Annotated in this window: 21 protein-coding genes; 13 read left to right on the top strand and 8 right to left on the bottom strand. The window is 68.6% G+C overall.

Annotated elements, in window-relative coordinates:
* Positions 1 to 27 precede the first annotated feature (27 nt).
* Complete coding sequence (locus tag AC3IPP_RS01605; protein ID WP_046652322.1) at positions 28 to 573, top strand: CarD family transcriptional regulator; 546 nt, start codon at positions 28 to 30, stop codon at positions 571 to 573.
* Between the two features lie 65 nt (positions 574 to 638).
* Here the strand turns inward: AC3IPP_RS01605 and AC3IPP_RS01600 are convergent, their stop codons facing one another.
* Positions 639 to 3,455 carry an ankyrin repeat domain-containing protein gene (locus tag AC3IPP_RS01600; RefSeq protein ID WP_489150098.1) on the bottom strand — a complete coding sequence of 939 codons (2,817 nt, stop codon included), beginning with the start codon at positions 3,453 to 3,455 and terminating at the stop codon, positions 639 to 641.
* Between the two features lie 147 nt (positions 3,456 to 3,602).
* Complete coding sequence (locus AC3IPP_RS01595; RefSeq protein WP_256968158.1) at positions 3,603 to 4,088, bottom strand: DUF3617 domain-containing protein; 486 nt, start codon at positions 4,086 to 4,088, stop codon at positions 3,603 to 3,605.
* Between the two features lie 228 nt (positions 4,089 to 4,316).
* On the opposite strand from AC3IPP_RS01595, the gene rpmB reads away from it, so the two are divergent.
* Positions 4,317 to 4,613: a 50S ribosomal protein L28 gene (gene rpmB, locus AC3IPP_RS01590; RefSeq protein ID WP_087140498.1), complete on the top strand. Its 297-nt coding sequence runs from the start codon at positions 4,317 to 4,319 to the stop codon at positions 4,611 to 4,613.
* 105 nt (positions 4,614 to 4,718) lie between these two features.
* On the top strand, positions 4,719 to 6,428 hold the full coding sequence (locus AC3IPP_RS01585; RefSeq protein WP_489150097.1) for a M1 family metallopeptidase: 1,710 nt from the start codon (positions 4,719 to 4,721) through the stop codon (positions 6,426 to 6,428).
* 3 nt (positions 6,429 to 6,431) lie between these two features.
* Here the strand turns inward: AC3IPP_RS01585 and hemA are convergent, their stop codons facing one another.
* Positions 6,432 to 7,679 carry a 5-aminolevulinate synthase gene (hemA, locus tag AC3IPP_RS01580; protein WP_489150096.1) on the bottom strand — a complete coding sequence of 416 codons (1,248 nt, stop codon included), beginning with the start codon at positions 7,677 to 7,679 and terminating at the stop codon, positions 6,432 to 6,434.
* 115 nt (positions 7,680 to 7,794) lie between these two features.
* Here hemA and pdxR (AC3IPP_RS01575) point away from each other — a divergent pair, with 115 nt between their 5' ends.
* From pdxR (AC3IPP_RS01575) to AC3IPP_RS01560, 4 genes are all read left to right on the top strand, one after another.
* Positions 7,795 to 9,285 carry a MocR-like pyridoxine biosynthesis transcription factor PdxR gene (gene pdxR, locus AC3IPP_RS01575; protein WP_489150095.1) on the top strand — a complete coding sequence of 497 codons (1,491 nt, stop codon included), beginning with the start codon at positions 7,795 to 7,797 and terminating at the stop codon, positions 9,283 to 9,285.
* Positions 9,286 to 9,401: 116 nt separating this feature from the next.
* The gene (gene alr / locus AC3IPP_RS01570; RefSeq protein ID WP_489150094.1) at positions 9,402 to 10,538 is read left to right on the top strand and encodes an alanine racemase; all 1,137 of its coding nucleotides are present in this window, start codon (positions 9,402 to 9,404) and stop codon (positions 10,536 to 10,538) included.
* Positions 10,535 to 11,296: a YggS family pyridoxal phosphate-dependent enzyme gene (locus tag AC3IPP_RS01565; RefSeq protein ID WP_489150093.1), complete on the top strand. Its 762-nt coding sequence runs from the start codon at positions 10,535 to 10,537 to the stop codon at positions 11,294 to 11,296. Before alr ends, AC3IPP_RS01565 begins: the two co-directional genes overlap by 4 nt.
* A 45-nt stretch (positions 11,297 to 11,341) precedes the next feature.
* Positions 11,342 to 12,499 (top strand): DegT/DnrJ/EryC1/StrS family aminotransferase, encoded by a 1,158-nt coding sequence (locus AC3IPP_RS01560; RefSeq protein ID WP_489150092.1) that lies wholly within the window; start codon positions 11,342 to 11,344, stop codon positions 12,497 to 12,499.
* Between the two features lie 3 nt (positions 12,500 to 12,502).
* Here AC3IPP_RS01560 and pdxY read toward each other — a convergent pair whose 3' ends face one another.
* The 3 genes from pdxY to AC3IPP_RS01545 all read right to left on the bottom strand — a co-directional run bounded on the left by pdxY (position 12,503) and on the right by AC3IPP_RS01545 (position 14,933).
* Positions 12,503 to 13,303, bottom strand: coding sequence for a pyridoxal kinase (gene pdxY, locus AC3IPP_RS01555; RefSeq protein WP_489150091.1), 801 nt, complete (start codon positions 13,301 to 13,303; stop codon positions 12,503 to 12,505).
* Positions 13,304 to 13,320: 17 nt separating this feature from the next.
* Positions 13,321 to 14,589, bottom strand: a complete 1,269-nt coding sequence (gene glyA, locus AC3IPP_RS01550; RefSeq protein WP_489150090.1) for a serine hydroxymethyltransferase — start codon at positions 14,587 to 14,589, stop codon at positions 13,321 to 13,323.
* A gap of 107 nt (positions 14,590 to 14,696) precedes the next feature.
* The gene (locus AC3IPP_RS01545; RefSeq protein ID WP_292058750.1) at positions 14,697 to 14,933 is read right to left on the bottom strand and encodes a thioredoxin domain-containing protein; all 237 of its coding nucleotides are present in this window, start codon (positions 14,931 to 14,933) and stop codon (positions 14,697 to 14,699) included.
* A 118-nt stretch (positions 14,934 to 15,051) separates the two neighbouring features.
* Here AC3IPP_RS01545 and pdxR (AC3IPP_RS01540) point away from each other — a divergent pair, with 118 nt between their 5' ends.
* The 6 genes from pdxR (AC3IPP_RS01540) to truA all read left to right on the top strand — a co-directional run bounded on the left by pdxR (AC3IPP_RS01540) (position 15,052) and on the right by truA (position 19,622).
* The gene (gene pdxR, locus AC3IPP_RS01540) at positions 15,052 to 16,506 is read left to right on the top strand and encodes a MocR-like pyridoxine biosynthesis transcription factor PdxR (RefSeq protein WP_489150089.1); all 1,455 of its coding nucleotides are present in this window, start codon (positions 15,052 to 15,054) and stop codon (positions 16,504 to 16,506) included.
* A 145-nt stretch (positions 16,507 to 16,651) separates the two neighbouring features.
* A complete protein-coding gene (locus AC3IPP_RS01535; RefSeq protein ID WP_087140508.1) occupies positions 16,652 to 17,059 on the top strand; it encodes an acyl-CoA thioesterase in 408 nt (135 codons plus the stop codon).
* A 75-nt stretch (positions 17,060 to 17,134) separates the two neighbouring features.
* Positions 17,135 to 17,707: a peptide deformylase gene (def, locus tag AC3IPP_RS01530; RefSeq protein WP_087140509.1), complete on the top strand. Its 573-nt coding sequence runs from the start codon at positions 17,135 to 17,137 to the stop codon at positions 17,705 to 17,707.
* On the top strand, positions 17,707 to 17,922 hold the full coding sequence (locus AC3IPP_RS01525) for a hypothetical protein (RefSeq protein WP_003166203.1): 216 nt from the start codon (positions 17,707 to 17,709) through the stop codon (positions 17,920 to 17,922). Before def ends, AC3IPP_RS01525 begins: the two co-directional genes overlap by 1 nt.
* Before the next feature lie 27 nt (positions 17,923 to 17,949).
* Positions 17,950 to 18,873 (top strand): methionyl-tRNA formyltransferase, encoded by a 924-nt coding sequence (gene fmt / locus AC3IPP_RS01520; RefSeq protein WP_489150088.1) that lies wholly within the window; start codon positions 17,950 to 17,952, stop codon positions 18,871 to 18,873.
* On the top strand, positions 18,873 to 19,622 hold the full coding sequence (gene truA, locus AC3IPP_RS01515) for a tRNA pseudouridine(38-40) synthase TruA (RefSeq protein ID WP_489150087.1): 750 nt from the start codon (positions 18,873 to 18,875) through the stop codon (positions 19,620 to 19,622). Before fmt ends, truA begins: the two co-directional genes overlap by 1 nt.
* 9 nt (positions 19,623 to 19,631) lie before the next feature.
* On the opposite strand, the gene AC3IPP_RS01510 is transcribed toward truA, so the two are convergent.
* Positions 19,632 to 20,036 (bottom strand): YidB family protein, encoded by a 405-nt coding sequence (locus AC3IPP_RS01510; protein ID WP_087140512.1) that lies wholly within the window; start codon positions 20,034 to 20,036, stop codon positions 19,632 to 19,634.
* A gap of 97 nt (positions 20,037 to 20,133) precedes the next feature.
* A complete protein-coding gene (locus tag AC3IPP_RS01505; RefSeq protein ID WP_087140513.1) occupies positions 20,134 to 20,271 on the bottom strand; it encodes an entericidin A/B family lipoprotein in 138 nt (45 codons plus the stop codon).
* Between the last annotated feature and the right edge of the window lie 28 nt (positions 20,272 to 20,299).

Below are 20,299 nucleotides of genomic sequence, written 5' to 3'. Positions count from 1 at the left end.
ATCCCTACGGTTCGGGAAAGGAATGACATGACGAGCAAGACCGGTCTGGAATTCAAGGTTGGCGATGCGGTGGTCTATCCCGCACACGGCGTCGGCAAGGTCGCCGCGATCGAGACTCAGGAAGTCGCCGGCATGGCGCTGGAAGTCTATGTCGTGACCTTCGAACACGAGAAGATGACCCTGCGCGTCCCGACCAAGAAGGCCAAGACCGCCGGTCTGCGCACCCTGGCCGCCGACGACACCGTCTCCAAGGCCCTGACGACGCTGAAGGGCCGCGCCCGCGTCAAGCGCACCATGTGGTCGCGCCGCGCCCAGGAGTATGAAGCCAAGATCAACTCGGGCGACCTGATCTCCATCGCCGAAGTGGTCCGCGACCTGCACCGCGCCGAGACCCAGCCGGAACAGTCCTATTCCGAGCGCCAGCTCTATGAATCGGCCCTGGACCGCATGGCCCGCGAAGTCGCCGCCGCCAACAAGATCGACAAGGACGCGGCCATGGCCCTGCTGGGCAAGTCGCTCAGCGCCAAGAAGCCGGTCGCTCCGGCCGCCGAGGCTGAAGCCGAGGCCGCCTGACCTCAGGCGATCCGCAAACGACGCGAAAGGCCCGGCGGCGACGCCGGGCCTTTTCATATGCGCACTTAGAAGTCTTCGCTCTGCTCCAAGTCGAGATCATCCTGCGCGCGCCGTTCGGCCTTTCGCGCCCGATCCGCGTCCGGCGCCATAACGGCGGCGGTCAAACCGCCCAGGCGCTTGAGGGCATCAACGTTGGCCTGGCGATTGTAGGCCATCGCCACATCCAGCGCGGCGTTGCCGTCGATCCCAACCTCATTGACGTCCATCCCGCCTTCACGGACCAGGACGTCAGCGACGCGCGCATCCGCGCAGCCGGCGGCGAAACTCTGAACCGGCGACCAGTGCGTATAGTCATTGGGCGCATAGGTCTGCGTTAGCCGGTTGGCGACCAGCAACCGCGCGGTAGACGGCTTGCAGGGCGTGCCCAGCACCGTCAGACTGCTCCATATGCGCTCCGGCGCCTTGACCTTCGACAGGTCCAGACCGTTGTCCAGCATCACCTGCAGGGCGTCGTTGTAGCCGCTGTAAACGCCGCTCGAGAAGGCGTCTTCCAGGCTTTGGGGCCCCTCCACGCGCGCCGCCTCGGTGATCAGCAGGCGATAGACATCAAAGTTCCGATCCACGGCGCGGTTCGGCAAATCTTCATGATCCGCTGAGCTTTCCCGCGCCTGAAAGACACTATTCAGACCCGCAGGCGGATTGCCTAGATTTCCCGCCCATTTCGCCAGATTGGCCGCGCCGCGCGCGCCGGCGTTCGACAGGGCGCGCATCATGGCGACGTCGCCGCGTTCGGCTGCGCGCTGCAGCGACGGCTGATCATGCCGCAGCGACTGCGCATAGCCGCTGGCCGCCGCAACGGCTTCGGCCCTCGCCTTCAGGCCGCCCCCATAGGCTGTGCGCTCGCGCTCCGGCGCATAGGTCGGCGTCAGGTTCGCCCCGCGCTTCAGCAGGGCCTGCACCATCTCCAGGCTTCCGGCGTCGACGGCCACGGCCAGTTGGCTGCCCTTGCCGCGCTCACGCATATCCGCCGCTTCGGCAACCAGGCGTTCAAACTCAGGCTCGTCTCCACCGCGTATCGCGGCGTGAAGCGCCTGCCGTCTGCGTCCCGCCTCTTCGACGCACCCCAGCAGAGCCTCGATATCGCCGACTCGCGCCCTGTCGGCGCAGCCTGCCAGCGTATCGACAGGCAGCAGATTGAGGTCTGCCCCATAATCCCAGAGGAAGGTCACAGCCTCCATCTGGCCGCCCTCGGCCGCCGCTCGCCAGACGCCTGCTTCGGCCTCGGATCGCGCCGCCTCTGCGCCGTGATGCAGCACATAAGGCAAAACCAGATCAGGCCTCAGGGTTAGCAGTCGCTTCAGCACCTCGCTGCCGCCCCCGGCGCCCTCATAGCCGACATGAGGCAACAGCCGCCCGACAACAGCATCATCCCGCGCCGCAGCCGCCGTCAGGAAGGCGCCCGCCAGGTCGCCCGTGCCGTCGATCGCGGCAAGCCTTCCCTCAGCCGCCTGCTGGTCCAGAAGATCAAAGGCCCCCGCCTTGATCAGCAGCCCGGCCCAAGAGCAGCCCGAATTGGTGAAGGGCTCGGGCGGCGGCTCATAAAACCCGATACGGCACGCACCTGTCGAACCGTCCATCGCAGCGCCCGCCGCGATAAGGCGATGCGCCAGTTCGAAACGCTTCTGCTTCAGCGCCTGAGCCAACGGCGGCGCTTCATCACGGCCGGCGGAAGGACCGGGGCGCGGGTCCGCCCCCGCAGCCAGCAGCGCCATGGCCATGGGCTCATCCCTACGGCGCATCGCCCAGCCCAGCGCTGTGGCGCCCAGTGCATCCGGCGCATTCACGTCCTGACCGGTCGGAACCTCGGACAGGCGCGCCGGATCGCCGCTGCGCGCCGCCTGGGCCCAGGTCGTCACGTCGCCCTCGTAACGGTCCGCCGGACTGACCATGGTTTCAGCACAGACATCGGCGTACGCAAAAGCCGGATCCGTCACCATGGCGCGATTATAGGCGGCGATGAAGCCGACGGCCGCGCTGGTGTGCTGGCCATCGCCGGGCATGATCACGTCCTGGTTGACGTGCCATTTGCCGATCATGTCGCGTGACCAAAGCGTGCAGGACACGCCCGGCAGGCTCCACCCTCTCGGCATGGGGCCGATATGGTTGAAACCGCCCAGGCGGAAATCACTCCTCGCCGCAGCCTCTTTCGCCTCTCGCGCAGGATCACGGCCGTTCAGCCGCGCGATCTTCTGGGCCAGAACCTGGCAGCGCGCATCCTCGTCGCAATCCGGCAGGGGACGCGTTCCCCAAGGCCGCGCCTCGTCCCACATTTCGCGGAGAATGGCGTATCGCTCTTCGCCGCCGCAGGTCGCCTCAGCCTCTCGATGCGCCTGCTCATAAGCCTCGAGGTTCCCATCCTCGTCATAGAGGACAGCCAGAAACGTCTCCACCCCCCGATCCTGCTCGCGTTTCAGCACACTGACGCATTCATCGGCCCGGCGTATGGCGCCTTGCAGGGAAGCGTCGCCGGGAACGTGGATCAGGGCAGTCCGGCCGGGCGCGCCGTTAACGCCGGGGATATATTGAGTGATCGTGGTCGACGCCGTACGCGACAGCGCCTGCTTCTTCAGGGTTTCGGCTTCAGCGAGGTCAACAGCAACGCCGCGCAACCCCTCTGCCTTGACGACCGACAACGCAGCCTGGGCGCCGGCGTCCCCGCTGGACGCCTGGCGCTCCAGGTCATCCATGCGCGTGGAAAAGGCCCGCATCAGCGGATCACCCGCCACCGCCGCCTCGAAAGGCGTCAACGCAGCTCCTCCGCCACACCCCGCCATCGCCAGCGCCGATGACGTCGCCAGAGCCCGCAAGAACAGTCGCACCATGTCACTCCCCGAACATGACGGCGTTCTACCACTGTTTCACGCACAGAACATGAGACAGCTCGATCTCAGCGTGCGTTTTAACCTGCGGACGACAAGGGATGCGATGCTGAGGCCATCGCCTCGACAGCGCCAGGCGTTGCCGCGCCTTTAGAAATATTCCGCCCCGGCCGGGCACTGGGCGGCCAGGCGGCGCGCGGTGATGCTGGCCGGAATATAGGGCGTGCCGCGCGCCAGCTGGGCGCCGCCGTTGAAACGGAAAGCCTGCTCTTCATAGGTGCCGTTCAGGCGCACGTTGATGCGGCGGCCCTTGCGGTCCTGACAGCTGCCTTCAAAGCGCGCGCGGCCGTCGCCGACCTGGCGGGTCGGATAGGTGCACCGCCATTTGCGCGTCGACAGGCCGCCGAAGAATCGGTTGATCTCGCTGGGCCGCACGCACTTCTGTTCAGTGTCGCGCGCGCCCATGACGCTGGTTGTGTATTCCCAGTATCCAGGCAGGACTTCGGTCTGCGCCGCCGACTGCGCCTGGGGCGCGGACGCGGGCGCGGCCAGCATCACGGCGCCGGCGACCACGGGGGCGGCCACGGCCATCAGCCGGGCGAAGGGGATCAAGGTCTTCATGGATTTGCCGTTCATGGGACTCATCATGGGTCTGCTCTATATAGTCACGCCTTGAACGACTGCTGAACGAAGGCGATCCCTCGCCTTCAGAATGTCTCTGTCGCGCCGGACGACGACTCCAGCCTTGACGCCCGGCGAGTCCTTCCTCTATACGGCCCCCTCTCGCGCGGGCCTCCTTGCTCGCCGCGTCCCTGTTTCATGCGTCCGCACCGGTATCGCGGATGTGACCTTGAGGATCTTCAGATGTCGCGTCGCTGCGAACTCACCGGAATCGGCCCCATGGTCGGCCATCACGTGAGCCACTCCAACATCAAGACCAAGCGCCGTTTCCTGCCGTCGCTGAAGACGGTCAAGGTTCAGTCGGAAGCTCTGGGCCAGACCTTCTCGCTGCGTATCTCGAACGCCGCCCTGCGCACCCTGGACTTCAAGGGCGGCCTGGACGCCTTCATCGTCAAGGCTCGCGACGAGCAGCTGTCGATCGCCGCCCTGCGCATCAAGCGTCAGGTCCGCGCCAAGCTGGCCGAGCAAGCCGCCGCCTGATCGGCGACGACTGACGGATTTTGAAGAGGCCGGTGGAGACACCGGCCTTTTTCTTTTGCGCGCCGACCCGTTACCCTCGCGGCTTGCCCAGCCGGAGCCATCGCCTTGCGCCCTCTCGCCGTCCTCTGCCTGACCACAGCCCTGCTGACGTCGCCCGCCCTGACATCAAGGGCTCTGGCGCAGGAGACCGCGCGGGAAACCTCCGCCTTCACCCTGTCCAGCGGCACGCCGCGCACGATGGAGCAGCTGGCCCTGCGCTTCGACAAGGCGGACCTGTCCTTCAGACTTCTGCCAGACACCCAGTCGATCGAGGGCGTCGCCGTCCTCGACTTCACCGCCACAGCGCCGACGGCGGCCGTGGTGGTCGAACTGGATGCGGTCTTCGCCATCGCGTCCATCACGGTCGATGGTCTGGCGGTCGCCGACTGGTCCAATCCCGAGGGGCGGCTGACCATCCCCCTGCCCCGCCCGCTGTCGGCGGGTGAAAGCGCCTCCGTCCGCATCGCCTACTCGGGCCGCCCGCATCAGGCCAAGCGCGCGCCGTGGGACGGCGGCTTCGTCTGGACCACAACGCCCGACGGCCAGCCATGGATCGCCAGTGCGGTTCAGGGCGAGGGCTGCGACCTGTTCTGGCCCTGCATCGACCATCCGCAGGGCGAGCCGGAGCGGGTGGATCTGCACATCACCGTCCCCTCAAGCCTCAGCGCCCCCGCCAACGGCCGCTTCCTCGGCAAGAGCGACAACGGCGACGGCACGACCACCTGGAACTGGACCGCGCGCCAGCCCGACACCTACGCCATCAGCTTGAACGTCGGCCCCTATGTGGAGATGGCCGCCGACTATCGCAGCCGGTTCGGCAATGAGATCCCCTTGCGTTTCTGGCGTCTGGCCTCGGCCGATCCGGCCAAGGCGCAGGCGCTGTTCGACGAGTTCCCGCAGATGCTCGACTTCTATGAGGCAAGCATCGGCCCCTTCCCCTTCGGCGACGAGAAGATGGGCGTGGTCGAGACCCCGCACCTGGGCATGGAGCACCAGACCATCAACGCCTACGGCAACGGCTACAAGCTGGACGGCAAGGGCTACGACTGGCTGCTGCAGCACGAACTGGCGCACGAATGGTTCGGCAACCAACTGACCAACGCCGACTGGGACGACATGTGGCTGCACGAGGGTTTCGGCACATACATGCAGCCCCTCTACGCCCGCTGGCTGAACGGCGAGCGGGCCATGCAGGCCGAGCTTCAGACCATGCGGCTGACGCTGGCCAATCGCTTTCCGGTCGTGTCGGGCAAGCCGCAGGACGCGGGGACCGTCTATGACGACAAGACCGGCCCGGCGCTGGATCTCTATTACAAGGGCGCGCTGATCGCCCATACCCTGCGCCTGCACATCGGCGACGACGCCTTCTATGAGAGCCTGCGCCGTCTGGTCTATGGCCGTCCCGATCCGCAGCCGGGGAACTTCCGGCCGCGCTACGCCACGACGCCGGACTATGTGGCCATCGTCAATGAGGTGACGGGGCGCGACATGGGCTGGTTCTTCGACGCCTACCTCTATCAGGCCGCCCTGCCCGATCTGGTCATGACGCGGCAGGGCGAGCGGGTGACGCTGGAGTGGAAGACCGGAAACGGCCGCCCCTTCCCCCTGCCGGTCGAGATCGAGGTGGACGGCGTCCTGCACACCCTGCCCATGACCGACGGGCGCGCGACATTCGAGGCGCCGCCGGGCGCGCACATCCTGCTGGACCCCGGCTCAAAGGTGCTGAGGCGGCTGGAGTATCTGGAGCGGTGGAAGGCGGCCGCGACCGCCGACTGAGGCTCAGGCCGGTTCCAGCGTCCGCAAGGCCTCAGCCGAGAACCGGCGCCAGTCGGCGTTGTCGGCCCAGACGGCGGCCAGAGCTTCCAGCAGATGATCCTCGTCATCGTCGTTGTGCAGCGGCGTCGGCGTGACGCGCAGCCGCTCGGTCCCGCGCGGCACGGTGGGGAAGTTGACCGGCTGGATATAGACGCCGTGCTCATCCATCAGGGCGTCCGTCACCGCCCGCGCCGTGGCCGCATCGCCGATCATCACCGGCAGGATGTGGCTGGGGCTGGGCAGGACCGGCAGGCCCAGTCGCTGCATCCCCGCCTTGATCGAGGCGGCGCGCGCGGCCAGCGCCCGACGCGGCGCGCCGTCGGCCTTCAGATGGCGCAGGGCCGCCCGCACCCCTGCCACCACCGAGGGCGGCAGGGCGGTGCTGAAGATGAAACCCGGCGCGTGGCTGCGCACAAAGTCCACCGCCGCCGCATCACCCGCCACATAGCCGCCCATGGCGCCGAACCCCTTGCTGAGGGTGCCCTGGAACATGCTGATGCGGTGCGACTGGCCGTCGCGCTCGGCCACGCCCGCGCCGCGCGCGCCGTACAGGCCCACGGCGTGCACCTCGTCCAGATAGGTGAAGGCGCCGTGATTTTCGGCCACGTCGCAGATCGCGGCGATGGGGGCGAAGTCGCCGTCCATCGAATAGCAGCTCTCGAAACAGACCAGCTTGGGCCGATAGCGACAGACCCCGCTCATCAGCCGGTCCAGATCTCGCCAGTCGTTGTGGGCGAAGATGTGCTTCTCCACGCCCGAGCGGCGCATTCCCTCGATCATGGAGGCGTGGTTCAGGGCGTCGGAAAAGATCACCGCCCCCGGCAGGCGCGAGGCCAGCGTCGACAGCGCCGCGTCATTGGCCGCATAGCCCGAGGTGAACAGCAGCGCCGCCTCCTTGCCGTGCAGATCGGCCAGATCGCGCTCCAGCAAGACATGTTCGTGGCTGGTGCCCGAGATGTTGCGGGTGCCGCCCGCGCCCGCGCCATAGGTGCGGATCGCGCTTTGCGCCGCCTCGACCACCTCGGGGTGGACGCCCATCGACAGATAGTCGTTCGAGCACCAGATGGTGATGGTCCGCCCGCGTCGGTGATCGCGGGCATAGGGGGTGTCGGGGGCCAGCCGCTCCAGATCGGCGAAGACGCGATAGCGGCCTTCCTGCTTCAGATCGTCCAGATCGCGACTGAAGAAGTCGGCGAAATCGAAAGCGCCCATGACATCACATCCCATCACAGGACGGGCAGCGACATTGCCATCCCGCCGGGGGCGTGACACCTAACGCTGCATTGGCCGGATCATTCCGGCCACTTTGGAAAGAAACTGCAGACCATTGCTGAAGCGCGCCCAGCTGGAATCCGTTCAGGCCTTCATGGACCACCCGGCCCAGTCCGGCCTGCCCCTGCACGCCCGCATCCAGCGCGCCGTGCGCCAGTTGATCGTCGAGCGGTCGCTGACGGCGGGGCGGCCCCTGCCCTCGTCGCGGACGCTGGCCCGGTCGCTGGGCGTTTCGCGCGATACGGTCGAGACGGCCTATGCCCAGCTTCATGCCGAGGGCTTCATCGAGCGGCGCGTCGGCAGCGGCAGCTTCGTCTGCGAACTGACCGAACTGGGCCTGAAGCGCGGGGTGCTGCGCCCGGCGGGCCGCCGCCCGGTCCTACAACCGGCGACGGCGCCGACGCTCAGCAAGCGCGGGCAGGCGATGGCCGACAGCGGAGGTCTGCGCGACCCTTACGCCCCGCTGGCCTTCTCGCCCGGCGTGCCGGAGACGCGGCTGTTTCCCTTCGCCCAGTGGGACCGACTGCACCGCCTAACCTTGCGCGAGGAAGGCGCGGCGGCCCTGCACCACGGCGACCCGCAGGGCCATCCGCGCCTGCGCCGCGCCATCGCCGGCTATGTGAACCTGGAACGCGGGGCGCGGGCCGATCCCGACCAGATCCTGATCCTGACCAGTTCGCAGCAGGCCCTGTCGCTATGCGCGCGGGTGCTGGCCGATCCCGGCGACGGCGTCTTCATCGAAGACCCCGCCTATCAGGGCGCCGCCAAGGCGCTGGACGCGGCGGGTCTGAAGCGGTTGCCCGTGGCGGTCGACGCGCAGGGGCTGCGCACCGACGACCTGCTGGCGCGACGCGAGGACGGACGAGCGGTCTTCATCACCCCCTCGCACCAGTTTCCGACCGGACGCACCCTGTCGCTGGACCGTCGGCTGGCTCTGATCCAGTGGGCGGCCGAGCATGACGCCTGGATTCTGGAAGACGACTACGACAGCGAGTTCCACTACGCCGGACGGCCCACCGCCTGCGTTCAGGGTTTGGATCCGCACGACCGGACCCTGTATCTGGGCACCTTCACCAAGTCGCTGTTTCCGGGGCTGAGACTGGCCTATCTGATCCTGCCTCGCCCGCTGGTCGAGCCGATGGTCGCGGCGCGCAGCCTGATGGACGGCTTCACCGCCTCGGTGGCGCAACTGACGCTGGCCCGCTTCATCGAGGACGGCCGGTTCGGCGCCTATGTCCGCACCATGCGCGGCGTCTATGCGGAACGGCTGGACGCGCTGGAGGCGGCGGTGAAGGCGCGCCTGTCCCATGTCGTCACGCCCGACCGCCCCGCCGGAGGGTTGCAGATGCCCTGCTTCCTGAAGGACGGCTTCGACGAGGCCGAGACGGTGCGCGCGGCCCGGCGCGTCGGCGTTCACCTGACCGGCCTGACGCCCCTGCACGACGCGGGCGCGGGCCGCCCCGGCTGGCTGATGGGCTTCGCCGCCTCGACCCCGGACGAGATCGACGCCGCCGTCGATCGGCTGGCGAAAATCTTCCCCGCGTGATCGACGCTTACAAAGCGGTCTGACGATCTGCGCCGACGTGGCGGGGAATGGCCGGGACGGCTCCGTCTAGGGTGCGGAGGTCGGCAGTCAGCCGACGCCGTGAAAGCTACCGTCCCTTGCCTGCCCTCGCCCTGTTTCCGACCGACCAGCCGGGCCGCCGATCCGACCACGGCGGCGGCCGGATTCGCGTCTCCCTGAGCGCCGTCGCCGCCAACTACCGCGCCATGTGCGATCAGGTCGCGCCCGCCGCCTGCGCCGCCGTGGTCAAGGCCGACGCCTATGGTCTGGGCGCGGCCCGCATCGCGCCCGCCCTCTATGACGCCGGATGCCGCGCCTTCTTCGTCGCCCATCTGTTCGAGGCGGTGGATCTGCGCCGCGTCCTGCCCGCCGACGCCGAACTGTTCGTGCTGAACGGTCTGGCGCCAGGCGCCGAATACGCCGCCCTCGCCGCCGGGGCGATCCCGGTGCTGAACAGCCGCGAACAGATGGAGGGCTGGGCGCGTCTGGGCCGGGCCGTCGGGCGGCCGCTGGCGGCGGCGATCCAGTTCGACACTGGTATGTCGCGGCTGGGCCTGCCGCCGGAAGACGCCGCATGGGCCTTTGACACGGACGGTCCGATCCGCTGGATCGAACCGCGCCTGATCCTTAGCCATCTGGCCGTCGCCGATACGCCCGGCCACGCGGGCAATGCGCGCCAGCGTCAGGCCTTCGAGCGCATTCTGGCCCACGCACCGCAGGGCGCCCCCCGTTCGCTGGCCAACTCGGCCGGGTGCTGGCTGGGGCCGGACTATCACTATGACCTGTGCCGGGTCGGGGCCGCCCTGTTCGGTCTGGACGCCTCGCCCTCGGCGCGGCCCATGCAGCCAGTGGTCGAGGTGACGGGCCGCGTCATCCAGACCCGCACCGTGCCTGCGGGCGCGGGCGTCGGCTACGGCTGGGCGGTCACGGCGGCGAAGGGAATGCGGCTGGCGACCATCGGCGTGGGCTATGCCGACGGCTGGCCGCGCCAGTTGTCGGCGAGCGGCGCCGCTGCATTCGAGGGCCGGTTGCTGCCCTTCGTTGGGCGCATCTCGATGGACAGTCTGGTCGTGGACATCAGCGCCCTGCCGCCCGACGCGCTGAAGGCGGGCGATCAGGTGGAGTTGCTGGGGCCAAACCGCACGCCGGAACAACTGGCGCTGGACGGCGCCACCATCGACTATGAAGTCATCGCGCGGCTGGGCCGCCGCCTGTGTCGGGAGTATGTTTCGTGACCCTTTCGCCTGAAAACCTCGAACGTTTCGGTCCTGATCCGCGCGAGCGGTTCGCCGCCAATCTGGCGCTGGTCCATCGTCGCATCGCCGCCGCCTGCGAGCAGGTCGGGCGGCCTATCGACAGCGTGCGCCTGTTGCCGATCACCAAGACGGTTCCGGCCGAGATCCTGCGTCTGGCCTGGGCGGCGGGCGTCACCGACTTCGGCGAGAACAAGCTGCAGGAGGCCCGCGACAAGGCCGAGGCCATGGCCGACCTGTCGATGCGCTGGCACGTCGTCGGCCACCTGCAATCGAACAAGGTCAAATACCTGACCCGTCTGGCGGACGAGTTTCATGCGCTGGACAGCCTCAAGCTGGCCGAGGTGCTGGACAAGCGGCTGGAGACCGACGGGCGCGACATGAACGTCTATGTCCAGGTCAACACCTCGGGCGAGGAGAGCAAGTTCGGCCTGCATCCCGACGACGCGCTGGACTTCATCGAGCGGCTGGAAGCCTTTCCCCGGCTGAAGCCGCAGGGGCTGATGACGCTGGCCATATTCAGCGACGACGCGGATCGTGTGCGGCCCTGCTTCACCCTGCTGCGGTCCCTGCGTGACAAGGCCGAGCGCATCGATGCGCGCATCACCGGCCTGTCGATGGGCATGACCGGCGACTACGAACTGGCCGTGCACGAAGGCGCGACCGTGGTGCGCGTCGGACAGGCCATCTTCGGCCCGCGCCCGACGCCGAACGCCCACTACTGGCCCGGTCTGGCGTGATCTCACCGGCCTGAATTTCCTCCCCCTCCCCGGAGTAAACGACGCGTGACCATTCCCTTCATCGATCTTCTCAGCCAGCGCCGCCGCATCGGCGCGACCATCGACGCCGCCCTGATGGAGGTCGCGTCCAGCGGCCAGTACATCATGGGCCCGGCGGTCGGCGCCTTTGAACAGGCCCTGTGCGACTTCGGCCAGGCGCCCCACGCCCTGTCCTGCTCCAACGGGACGGATGCGCTGGTGCTGCTGATGATGGCTTGGGGCGTGGGGCCGGGCGACGCTGTCTTCTGCCCCGCCTTCACCTTCGCCGCCACGGCCGAGGTGGTGGCGCTGGCGGGCGCCACGCCTGTCTTCATCGACATCCGCCCCGACACTTGGACGATGGACCCCGACCACCTGCGCGCCGCCGTCGAAGCAGTCGAGCGCGAGGGCGTGCTGAAGCCCCGCGCCGTCATCGCCGTGGACCTGTTCGGCCAGCCCGCCGACTATCCCGCCCTGTCGCAGATCGCACAAAAACACGGGCTGAAGCTGATCGCGGATTCGGCGCAGGGCTTCGGCTGTACCCTGGACGGACAGCACCCGATCCACTGGGCCGACGTGACGACGCTGAGCTTCTTCCCGGCCAAGCCGCTGGGCGCCTATGGCGACGGCGGGGCGGTACTGGTGAAGGACGAGGCGTTGATGGATCACCTCATTTCCCTGCGTGTCCACGGACAGGCGACGGCGGCGGATGCGGCGGCGCAGGGCTTCACCCACGACCCCAAATACCTGAACCCGCGTCTGGGCATGAACGGGCGGCTGGACACCCTGCAGGCCGCCGTCCTGCTGGAGAAGCTGAAGATCTTCCCGGACGAGATCGAGCGCCGCAACCGCATCGCCGAACGCTATGTGCAGGGGCTGGCCGGTCATGTGGCGGCGACGCCGGTGGTCATTCCCGGCGGCCGCTCGGTCTGGGCGCAATTCACCGTCGAGCATGACGACCGCGACGCCCTGGCCGCCCATCTGAAGACGCAGGGCGTACCGACCGCCGTCTATTATCCGATCCCGCTGCACCGCCAGCCCGCCTATCGCCAGCACCCGGTCGGCCCCGGCGGCCTGACCGTGACCGAGGCCAAGGCCGAGCGCGTCATCAGTCTGCCGATGAGCGCCTATCTGGACGAGGCCGTGCAGGACCGGGTGATCGCCGCCGTCGCCGGCTTCGGCTGAAGCTCAACTCTCAGTCAGGCGCATTTCGAAGGCGCCCGCCGCCTGGGTCCGCAGCAGAACGGTCTGGACCCCGGCGGTGGCGCGCGCGGCCGCCTGCGGCAGGCTTTCGCCGCGCATCAGCCAGCCGGTCAGGTATGCGGTGAACAGGTCGCCGGTGCCGCTGGGGCGGATCGGGATGCGGGGGATGGAGGTGCGATGGGCGACGTCGCCCTCGACAGCCACCGTCTCGACTTCGCCCGGCGCAGTGTCGGTCAGGACGCAGCCCGTGACCACCGTCCGCCCCGTGCCGCGCGCGTTCAGGATGCGCGCCGCCTCGATCACGCCCTCGACGGTATCAGGCCGTTCGCCGACCAGTCGGCCCAGCTCGAACTGGTTGGGGGTGATGATGTCGGCCATCGGCGTCAGCTCATCGCGAAACTGTTCGATCAGGCCCTCGGCGACGAAGACGCCCAGATCATCATCGCCGATCACCGGGTCGCAGATGTGCAGCAGGGCGGGGTTCTTCGCCTTCCAGCGACGCAAAAAAACCGCCGTCGCCGCCGCATTGGCGGCCGAGCCCATATAGCCCGTCACCACCGCTCCGGATGTCATGGGCAGGTCGCGCTCCTCGACCCCCAGCAGCAGGTCGGCGACCAGTTCCGTCTCCAGAATCCGGCCGCGCATGGTGGGATAGTGCGGGTGATTGGACAAAAGGGTGGTCGGCACCGCCGCCACCTCCAGCCCCATGGCCTGCATCGGCTGGACCGCCGCGCTGTTGCCGACGTGGCCGTAGACGACCTGACTTTGTATCGAGATGACCCGCACGCGCGTTCGGAACCTCCTTAAGCGGGCGTCAGCGCCGGTCCGGCGATCGGCCAGGCCCGCGTCAGTTCTCTTCCCTGCGCCTTCACCGCCGCGCTGTCGAGGTCGCCGTCGCGCAGGCCCTTGAGGATGGTCAGGATCATGCCGCCGACCGTACGGAACGCCTCGGCGTCGAACCCGCGCGAGGTCGAGGACGGCGAGCCCAGCCGCAGCCCCGACGTCACCATGGGCGAGGCCGTGTCATAGGGGACCGAGTTCTTGTTGGCGATCAGGCCGTGATCCTCCAGCGCCTCGACCGCCGCCTTGCCGGTCAGGCCGAAGGGGCGCAGATCGACCAGCACCAGATGGCAGTCCGTCCCGCCCGACACGAGGCGCAAGCCTCCGTCCGCCAGCGTCTGGCCCAGCGCGCGGGCGTTCTCGATCACCGCCTTGGAGTATTCGACGAAGTCCGGTTGCAGCGCCTCGTGGAAGGCCGCCGCCTTGCCGGCGATGACGTGCATCAGCGGCCCGCCCTGGGTGCCGGGGAAGACCGCCTTGTCGATGCGCCGCGCCAGCTCCGGATCATTGCACAGGATCAGGCCGCCGCGCGGACCGCGCAGGGTCTTGTGCGTGGTCGAGGTGGTGACATGGGCGTGCGGCGTCGGATTGGGATAGAGGCCCGCCGCGATCAGCCCGGCGTAGTGGGCCACGTCGGCCACCAGATAGGCGCCGACCTTGTCCGCGATCTGTCGCATCCGGGCGAAGTCGATGCGGCGCGGATAGGCCGAACCGCCCGCATAGATCAGACGCGGCCGGTCCTGCAGGACGCGCTGCTCCATGTTGTCATAGTCGATCAGGTCGTCGTCCTCGCGCACCCGATAGGCGCTAACCTCGAACCACTGGCCCGACAGGCTGACGGGCGAGCCATGCGTCAGGTGGCCGCCGCAGGCCAGGTCCAGCCCCATGATGCGGTCGCCGGGCTTGATGAGGGCGAACAGCACGGCCAGGTTGGCGTTGACGCCCGAGTGCGGCTGGACGTTGGCGTAGGCCGTGTCGAACAGGGTGCAGGCGCGCTCGATGGCCAGCTTCTCGGCGATGTCGACCGCCTCGCACCCGCCGTAATAGCGGCGGCCCGGATAGCCCTCGGCGTATTTATTGGTCAGGACGGAGCCCTGCGCCTGGCGCACGGCGGCGCTGACGATGTTCTCGGAGGCGATCAGCTCAATACTGTCCTGCTGACGTTTCTGCTCCAGAGCCAGAGCATGAGCCAGTTCCGGGTCCAGAGCCCGTGTCGCCAGATCGAAAACCATGTCGTCTCCGTCATTCCAGTGAAAGACGGCGGGTCGGCCGGTGAGGAGGAGGGTCGCCGACCCGCCGAGCGGCTGGCTTCGGGGGACTGAAGCCAGGCCGAAGAGCGTCAACGCAGGGCCGAAAGGTCCGCGCCGTGATTGATGTGATAGACGGCGCCGCCCATGACGATGGCCGGAACCGACTGCACGCCGGCGGCCTCGGCTTCGGCCAGGCGCTGCGGCGTCTCGCCCAGGTGAACCACCTCGACGTCATAGGCCGCCGGGTTCAGCGCGCCGACGAAGCGCTGCTCGGCGTCGACGCAGACCGTGCAGCCTGCGTGATAGAAAACGGCTTTCTCGGCCATGACCCTATCCCTTGTTTCTGATCCCGCAGCGGTGTTGCTGCCTGGGAGTGCGCGTGGGATACCCGGCCTATCGGCACCGTCAGAAGAGCCGCTTTCCTGAAACTTGATAGGCCGGATCATGGGGCGCAGCGCCGTCGTCATTGAACTGATCGAAGACCCCGCCCGGCCCCTGTTCATCAATCTGGCGGGGTCGGTCATCCGCGAGATCGAGCGCGGGCGGCTGAAGCCCGGCGACCGCCTGCCCGGCACCCGCGCCCTTGCCGGCGCCCTGGGCATCCATCGCAACACCGTGGACGCCGCCTATCAAGAACTGGTGCTGCAAGGCTGGCTGACGGCCGAGGCGTCGCGCGGCACCTTCGTCGCCCGCGATCTGCCCGATCTGGGCACGCAGAACTGGGGCGTGCGTCCCGCCGCCACGCGCCTCGCCTCACCCCTGCCGCAGACCCGGCCCGCGCCGGCGCCGATGCAGTTTTCGGACGGGGCGCCCGATGCGCGCCTGATGCCGGGGCTGGAGTTGGCCAGGGCCTTCCGGCGATCGATGACCGCCGCCGAGCTGAAGTCCCTGCCCGGATACGGCGATCCGCGCGGCGCGCCGTCGCTGCGGACGGCGCTGGCCCGCTATCTGTCGACCGAGCGCGGCCTGACGATCGGCGCCGACGACATCCTGGTCACGCGCGGCAGCCAGATGGCCCTGTTTCTGGCCGCCGCCGTCCTGAACCCCGGCGACGCCATCGCGGTCGAGGACCCCGGCTATCCGCTGGCGTGGAAGGCGTTTCGCGCGGCGGGCGCCCGAGTGGTCGGCGCCCCGGTCGATGCGCAGGGGCTGGACGTAGAACAGCTGGAGGCCCTGCTGGCGCGCGACCCGACGATCCGCGCCGTCTATGTCACGCCCCACCATCAGTTCCCGACCACGGTGACGCTGGGCGCCGGGCGGCGTCTACGCCTGCTGGAGCTGGCGCGTCGCCATGGCCTGATCCTGATCGAGGACGACTATGACCATGAATACCGTTTCGAGGGCCGCCCGGTCCTGCCGCTGGCCGCCCGCGCCCTGAGCCAGGGGCGCGATCAGGATCGCATCATCCATATCGGCTCGGTGTCCAAGCTGCTGTCGCCCGTAGTCCGCATCGGCTATGCGACGGGCGCGCCGGACCTGATCCAGGCCATGACCGCGCGGCGCGAGGCCATCGACCGCCAGGGCGACTTGCCGCTGGAACGGGCGCTGGCCCGGCTGATCGATGACGGCGACCTGGGCCGCCACGCCCGCAAGGCGCGCAAGATCTATGAGCAACGCCGCGACCTGCTATGCGCCGAAATCGCCGCCCGGCTGGGCGACGCCGTCGCCTTCGACAAACCGGCAGGCGGGCTGGCCCTTTGGCTGCGCGTGAACCCGGACATCGACGCCGCCGCCTGGGCCGCCGAGGCCGAGCGGTCAGGCCTGATCCTGACGCACGGCGGCCAGCTTCAACTCCAGCCCGGCCACCACGCCAACGCCTTCCGCATCGGTTTCGCCAGCCTGGACGAGACCGAATTGGCCCGCGCCGTGACGAGGCTGAAAGCGGCGCAACCCCGCTGACGTCCTGCGGCTATCCGGTGCTACGTCTGAAACGAACTGGCGTCGACGATGCTCCGGAGCGACTTCGACGAAAACGAGAACGACTTGCACCCGATCGCGCACAAGCGCATGAACCGCCCCCGATAAAGCCGCTCGAGAGGTCATTGTGTCTGACGTCGACAAAACCGCCGCCACCCTGCCCGAGGGCCAGCCCGTCGGCCGCGTCATCGCCATGCCCGCCGACACCAATCCCGAGGGCGACATCTTCGGCGGCTGGCTGCTGGCGCAGATGGACCTGGCCGGGGCGACCCCGGCGTTCGAGCGCGCAGGCGGCCGCTGCGCCACCGTGGCCCTGGACGGCATGGTCTTCCACCAACCGGTCTCGGTCGGCGACGAAGTATCCACCTACGCCAAGATCATCCGCGTCGGCCGCACCTCGATCCGCGTCCACGTCGAAGCGTGGAAACGCGCGCGGGGCCAGGCCGAGGCCCTGTCGGTCCGCGTGACCGAGGGCGTCTTCACCTATGTGGCCATCGACCAGGAGCGCAAGCCGCGCGAAGTGCCGCCGGCCTGAAGGGCGGTTTGAGAAGTCCGAGCGCTGCAGTCGGTAATTCTTGACGTTCGGGGGCGGCCGCCCTACCTCCCCCGCATGGCCATTCGTCGTATCCTGACTATCGATAACGCCGCCGACCTGGCGATCCTGAAGACCGTCGCCGCGCCCGTCGAGGGCGGCGTCACCGACGCCGTGCGTGCCCTCATGGATGACATGCTGGAGACGATGTACGACGCGCCGGGCATCGGCCTGGCCGCGCCGCAGATCGGCGAGCTGACCCGCGTGGTCGTCATGGACCTGGGCGACAAGCCGGTCGAGGGCGCGTCTGACGAACCGCAGACCGAGGAAGAGGCGCTGGAGCGCCGCAACCCGCGCTTCTTCGTCAACCCCGAGATCCTGTGGTCGTCGGAGGAGATGTTCTCCTACGAGGAGGGCTGCCTGTCGGTGCCGACCTATTACGACGCCGTCGAGCGTCCGGCCCGCGTGCGCGTCCGCTACATGAACTATCAAGGCGAGACGATCGAAGAAGAGATCGAGGGCCTCTACGCCGTCTGCTTCCAGCACGAGTTGGACCATCTGAACGGCGTCCTGTTCATCGACCACCTGTCGCGCCTGCGCCGCGACCGCGCGGTCGCCAAGGTCAAGAAACAAGCGAGGATGGCCGCCTGATGGCTCGCAAGACCCGCATCATCGACCAGCGCGGCCGCCGCCGCCTGACCCGCAATGAAAAGGTCGGCGTCGCCAGCGTCGCGACCCTGCTGGCCGTCGCCGCCGTCGGCGTGGTGGCCGGTCTGGTCATCGACCGCCTGCTCGATTTCGACGACGCGCTGGATGCGGGCGGCGAGTGGGACGAAGGCGGCGGCGTCTATACGCGCTGGATGTAATCGGCCTCACGGTCTAAAGGCGTGCCCATGCGCCTAGCCTTCATGGGAACCCCCGACTTCGCCGTGCCGTCGCTGGCCGAGCTGATCGCCTCGGGGCACGAGATCGTCGCCGTCTATTCGCAACCGCCGCGCCCCAAGGGCCGGGGCCAGAAGCTGACGCCGTCGCCGGTTCACGCCTTCGCCGAGGCCATGGGCCTGCCGGTCTTCACGCCCGAGAGCATGAAGGCGGCCGAGGCCGTCGACGTCTTCCAGAGCCTTGATCTCGACGCCGCCTGCGTCGTCGCCTACGGCCAGATCCTGAAGCCTGAAGTGTTGGCGGCGCCGCGCCTGGGCTGCTTCAACCTGCATGGGTCGCTGCTGCCGCGCTGGCGGGGGGCCGCCCCGATCCAACGCGCCATCATGGCCGGGGACCGCCAGACCGGCGCCCAGATCATGCGGATGAGCGAGGGGCTGGACGAAGGCGCCATCATCCTGTCCGAGCTGATGGACATCCACCCCGACGACACGGCCGCCTCGCTGGGCGACCGCATGGCCCACGTCGGCGCCGCCCTGTGGCCCCGCGCCCTGGCCGCCATCGAGCGCGGCGCCTTCACCGAGACAGAACAGGTCGGCGAGTCGACCTACGCCAAGAAGATCACCCCGGCCGAAGCCCGCATCGACTGGACCCGCCCCGCCGCCGACGTAGACGCCCACATCCGCGGCCTGTCGCCCTTCCCCGGCGCCTGGTTCGAGGTCGAGGCCGACGGCGAGCCGGTGCGCATCAAGGCCCTAATGTCGGTTCGGGCCGAAGGCGAAGGTCCGGCCGGTCAGGTGCTGGACGACGCCTTGACGGTCGCCTGCGGAACCGGCGCCGTGCGCCTGACCCGCGTGCAGCGTCCCGGCAAGGCGGCGCAGCCAGCCGACGAGATGCTGAGAGGCTTTCCCATCGCCGCCGGGGTGGTTCTGGGCTGATGCCCCGCTATCGTTTCACGGTCGAATACGACGGCTCGGCCTATAACGGCTTTCAGGCCCAGCTCGGCCAGCCGACCGTGCAGGGCGCCATCGAGACGGCGATCACAGCCTTCAGCGGCCAGAGCGTGCGCATCGCCGCCGCCGGGCGCACCGACACGGGCGTCCACGCCACGGGCCAGACCTGCCATGTCGATCTGGAGCGCGACTGGCCCGCGCGCACGGTGATGAACGCGCTGAACGCCCATCTGATGAAGGAGGCGGTGGCGGTGCTGGACTGCACGCCGGTCAGCGACGACTGGCACGCTCGCTTCACCGCCAATGGGCGCAAATACCTGTATCGGATCCTGAACCGGCCCGGCCGTCCCGCGCTCGACCGGGGCCGGGTCTGGCACGTCAAGAAGCCGCTGGACGCCGAGGCCATGCACGCGGCGGCGCAAGCCCTGATCGGCCTGCACGACTTCACCACCTTCCGCGACGCCGCCTGTCAGGCGGCCAGCCCGATGAGGACGCTGGACGTGGCCCGCGTCGCTCGTGTCGGGGAAGAGGTGCATCTGGTGTTCGAGGCGCGCAGCTTCCTGCATCGCCAGGTGCGTTCGATGACCGGCAGCATTGCCGAGGTCGGCCTGGGCCGCTGGAGCCCCGCCGACCTGGCCGATGCGCTCGAAGCCAGGGACCGCGCGCGATGCGGCCCGGTGGCGCCGTCAGACGGGCTTTATCTGACCGGCGTCACCTATGAGGCCGAAGCCTAGCGCCAGGCCTTAGCGCTTGAACAGACCGCCCAGCGCGCCGCCGAGGCCGCCCGGCAGATTGTCCAGCAAACCGCCCAGCATGTCGTCGGCGCCGTCGGCATTGCCGCCCGGCGTCAGACGGTCGACCGCTTCCGGCAGCAGGCCCGCCAGAGTTTCGCTGGCCTGTTCCGGCGAGATGCCCAGCTTCTGGGCGAAGTCGGCGATCGGACCCGAGCCGATGACGGCGGCGATCTGCTCCGGCGAGATCGCGGCGTTGCCGCCCTTGCCGATCCACGAGGCCGCCACGTCGCCCAGACCGTTCTGACCGAACTTTTCGGCCAAGCCCGCCACGCCGCCCTGACCCTTCAGCAGGTCGGCCAGGCCGCCGGCGGCGTCGTCGCCGAGGCCGCCCAGGATATTGTCCAGAAGTCCCATCTCATTCCTCCGATTGCGCCGTCAGAATGACGGACTTCGTCTGCGGATTTGTGGCGAAAACGCAAAACAAGGCAACGCCGCCGCGTCGCCGTCAGTTTCAGCTCTTGGCGCGTTCCGAGCCCGAGGTGACAGCCTGGCCGACCGCCGAGACGTCGCGGCCCACGCCAGCGACGGTGTTGCAGGCGGCGGTGGTCAGGGCGGCGGCGATGACGCCGAGAACGATGAGCTTGCGCATGATGGAATCCCCGTGGATCGATTTGACG

The sequence above is a fragment of the Brevundimonas sp. KH_060 genome (assembly GCF_057838275.1).
This window is presented reverse-complemented; position numbering and strand designations above follow the sequence as displayed.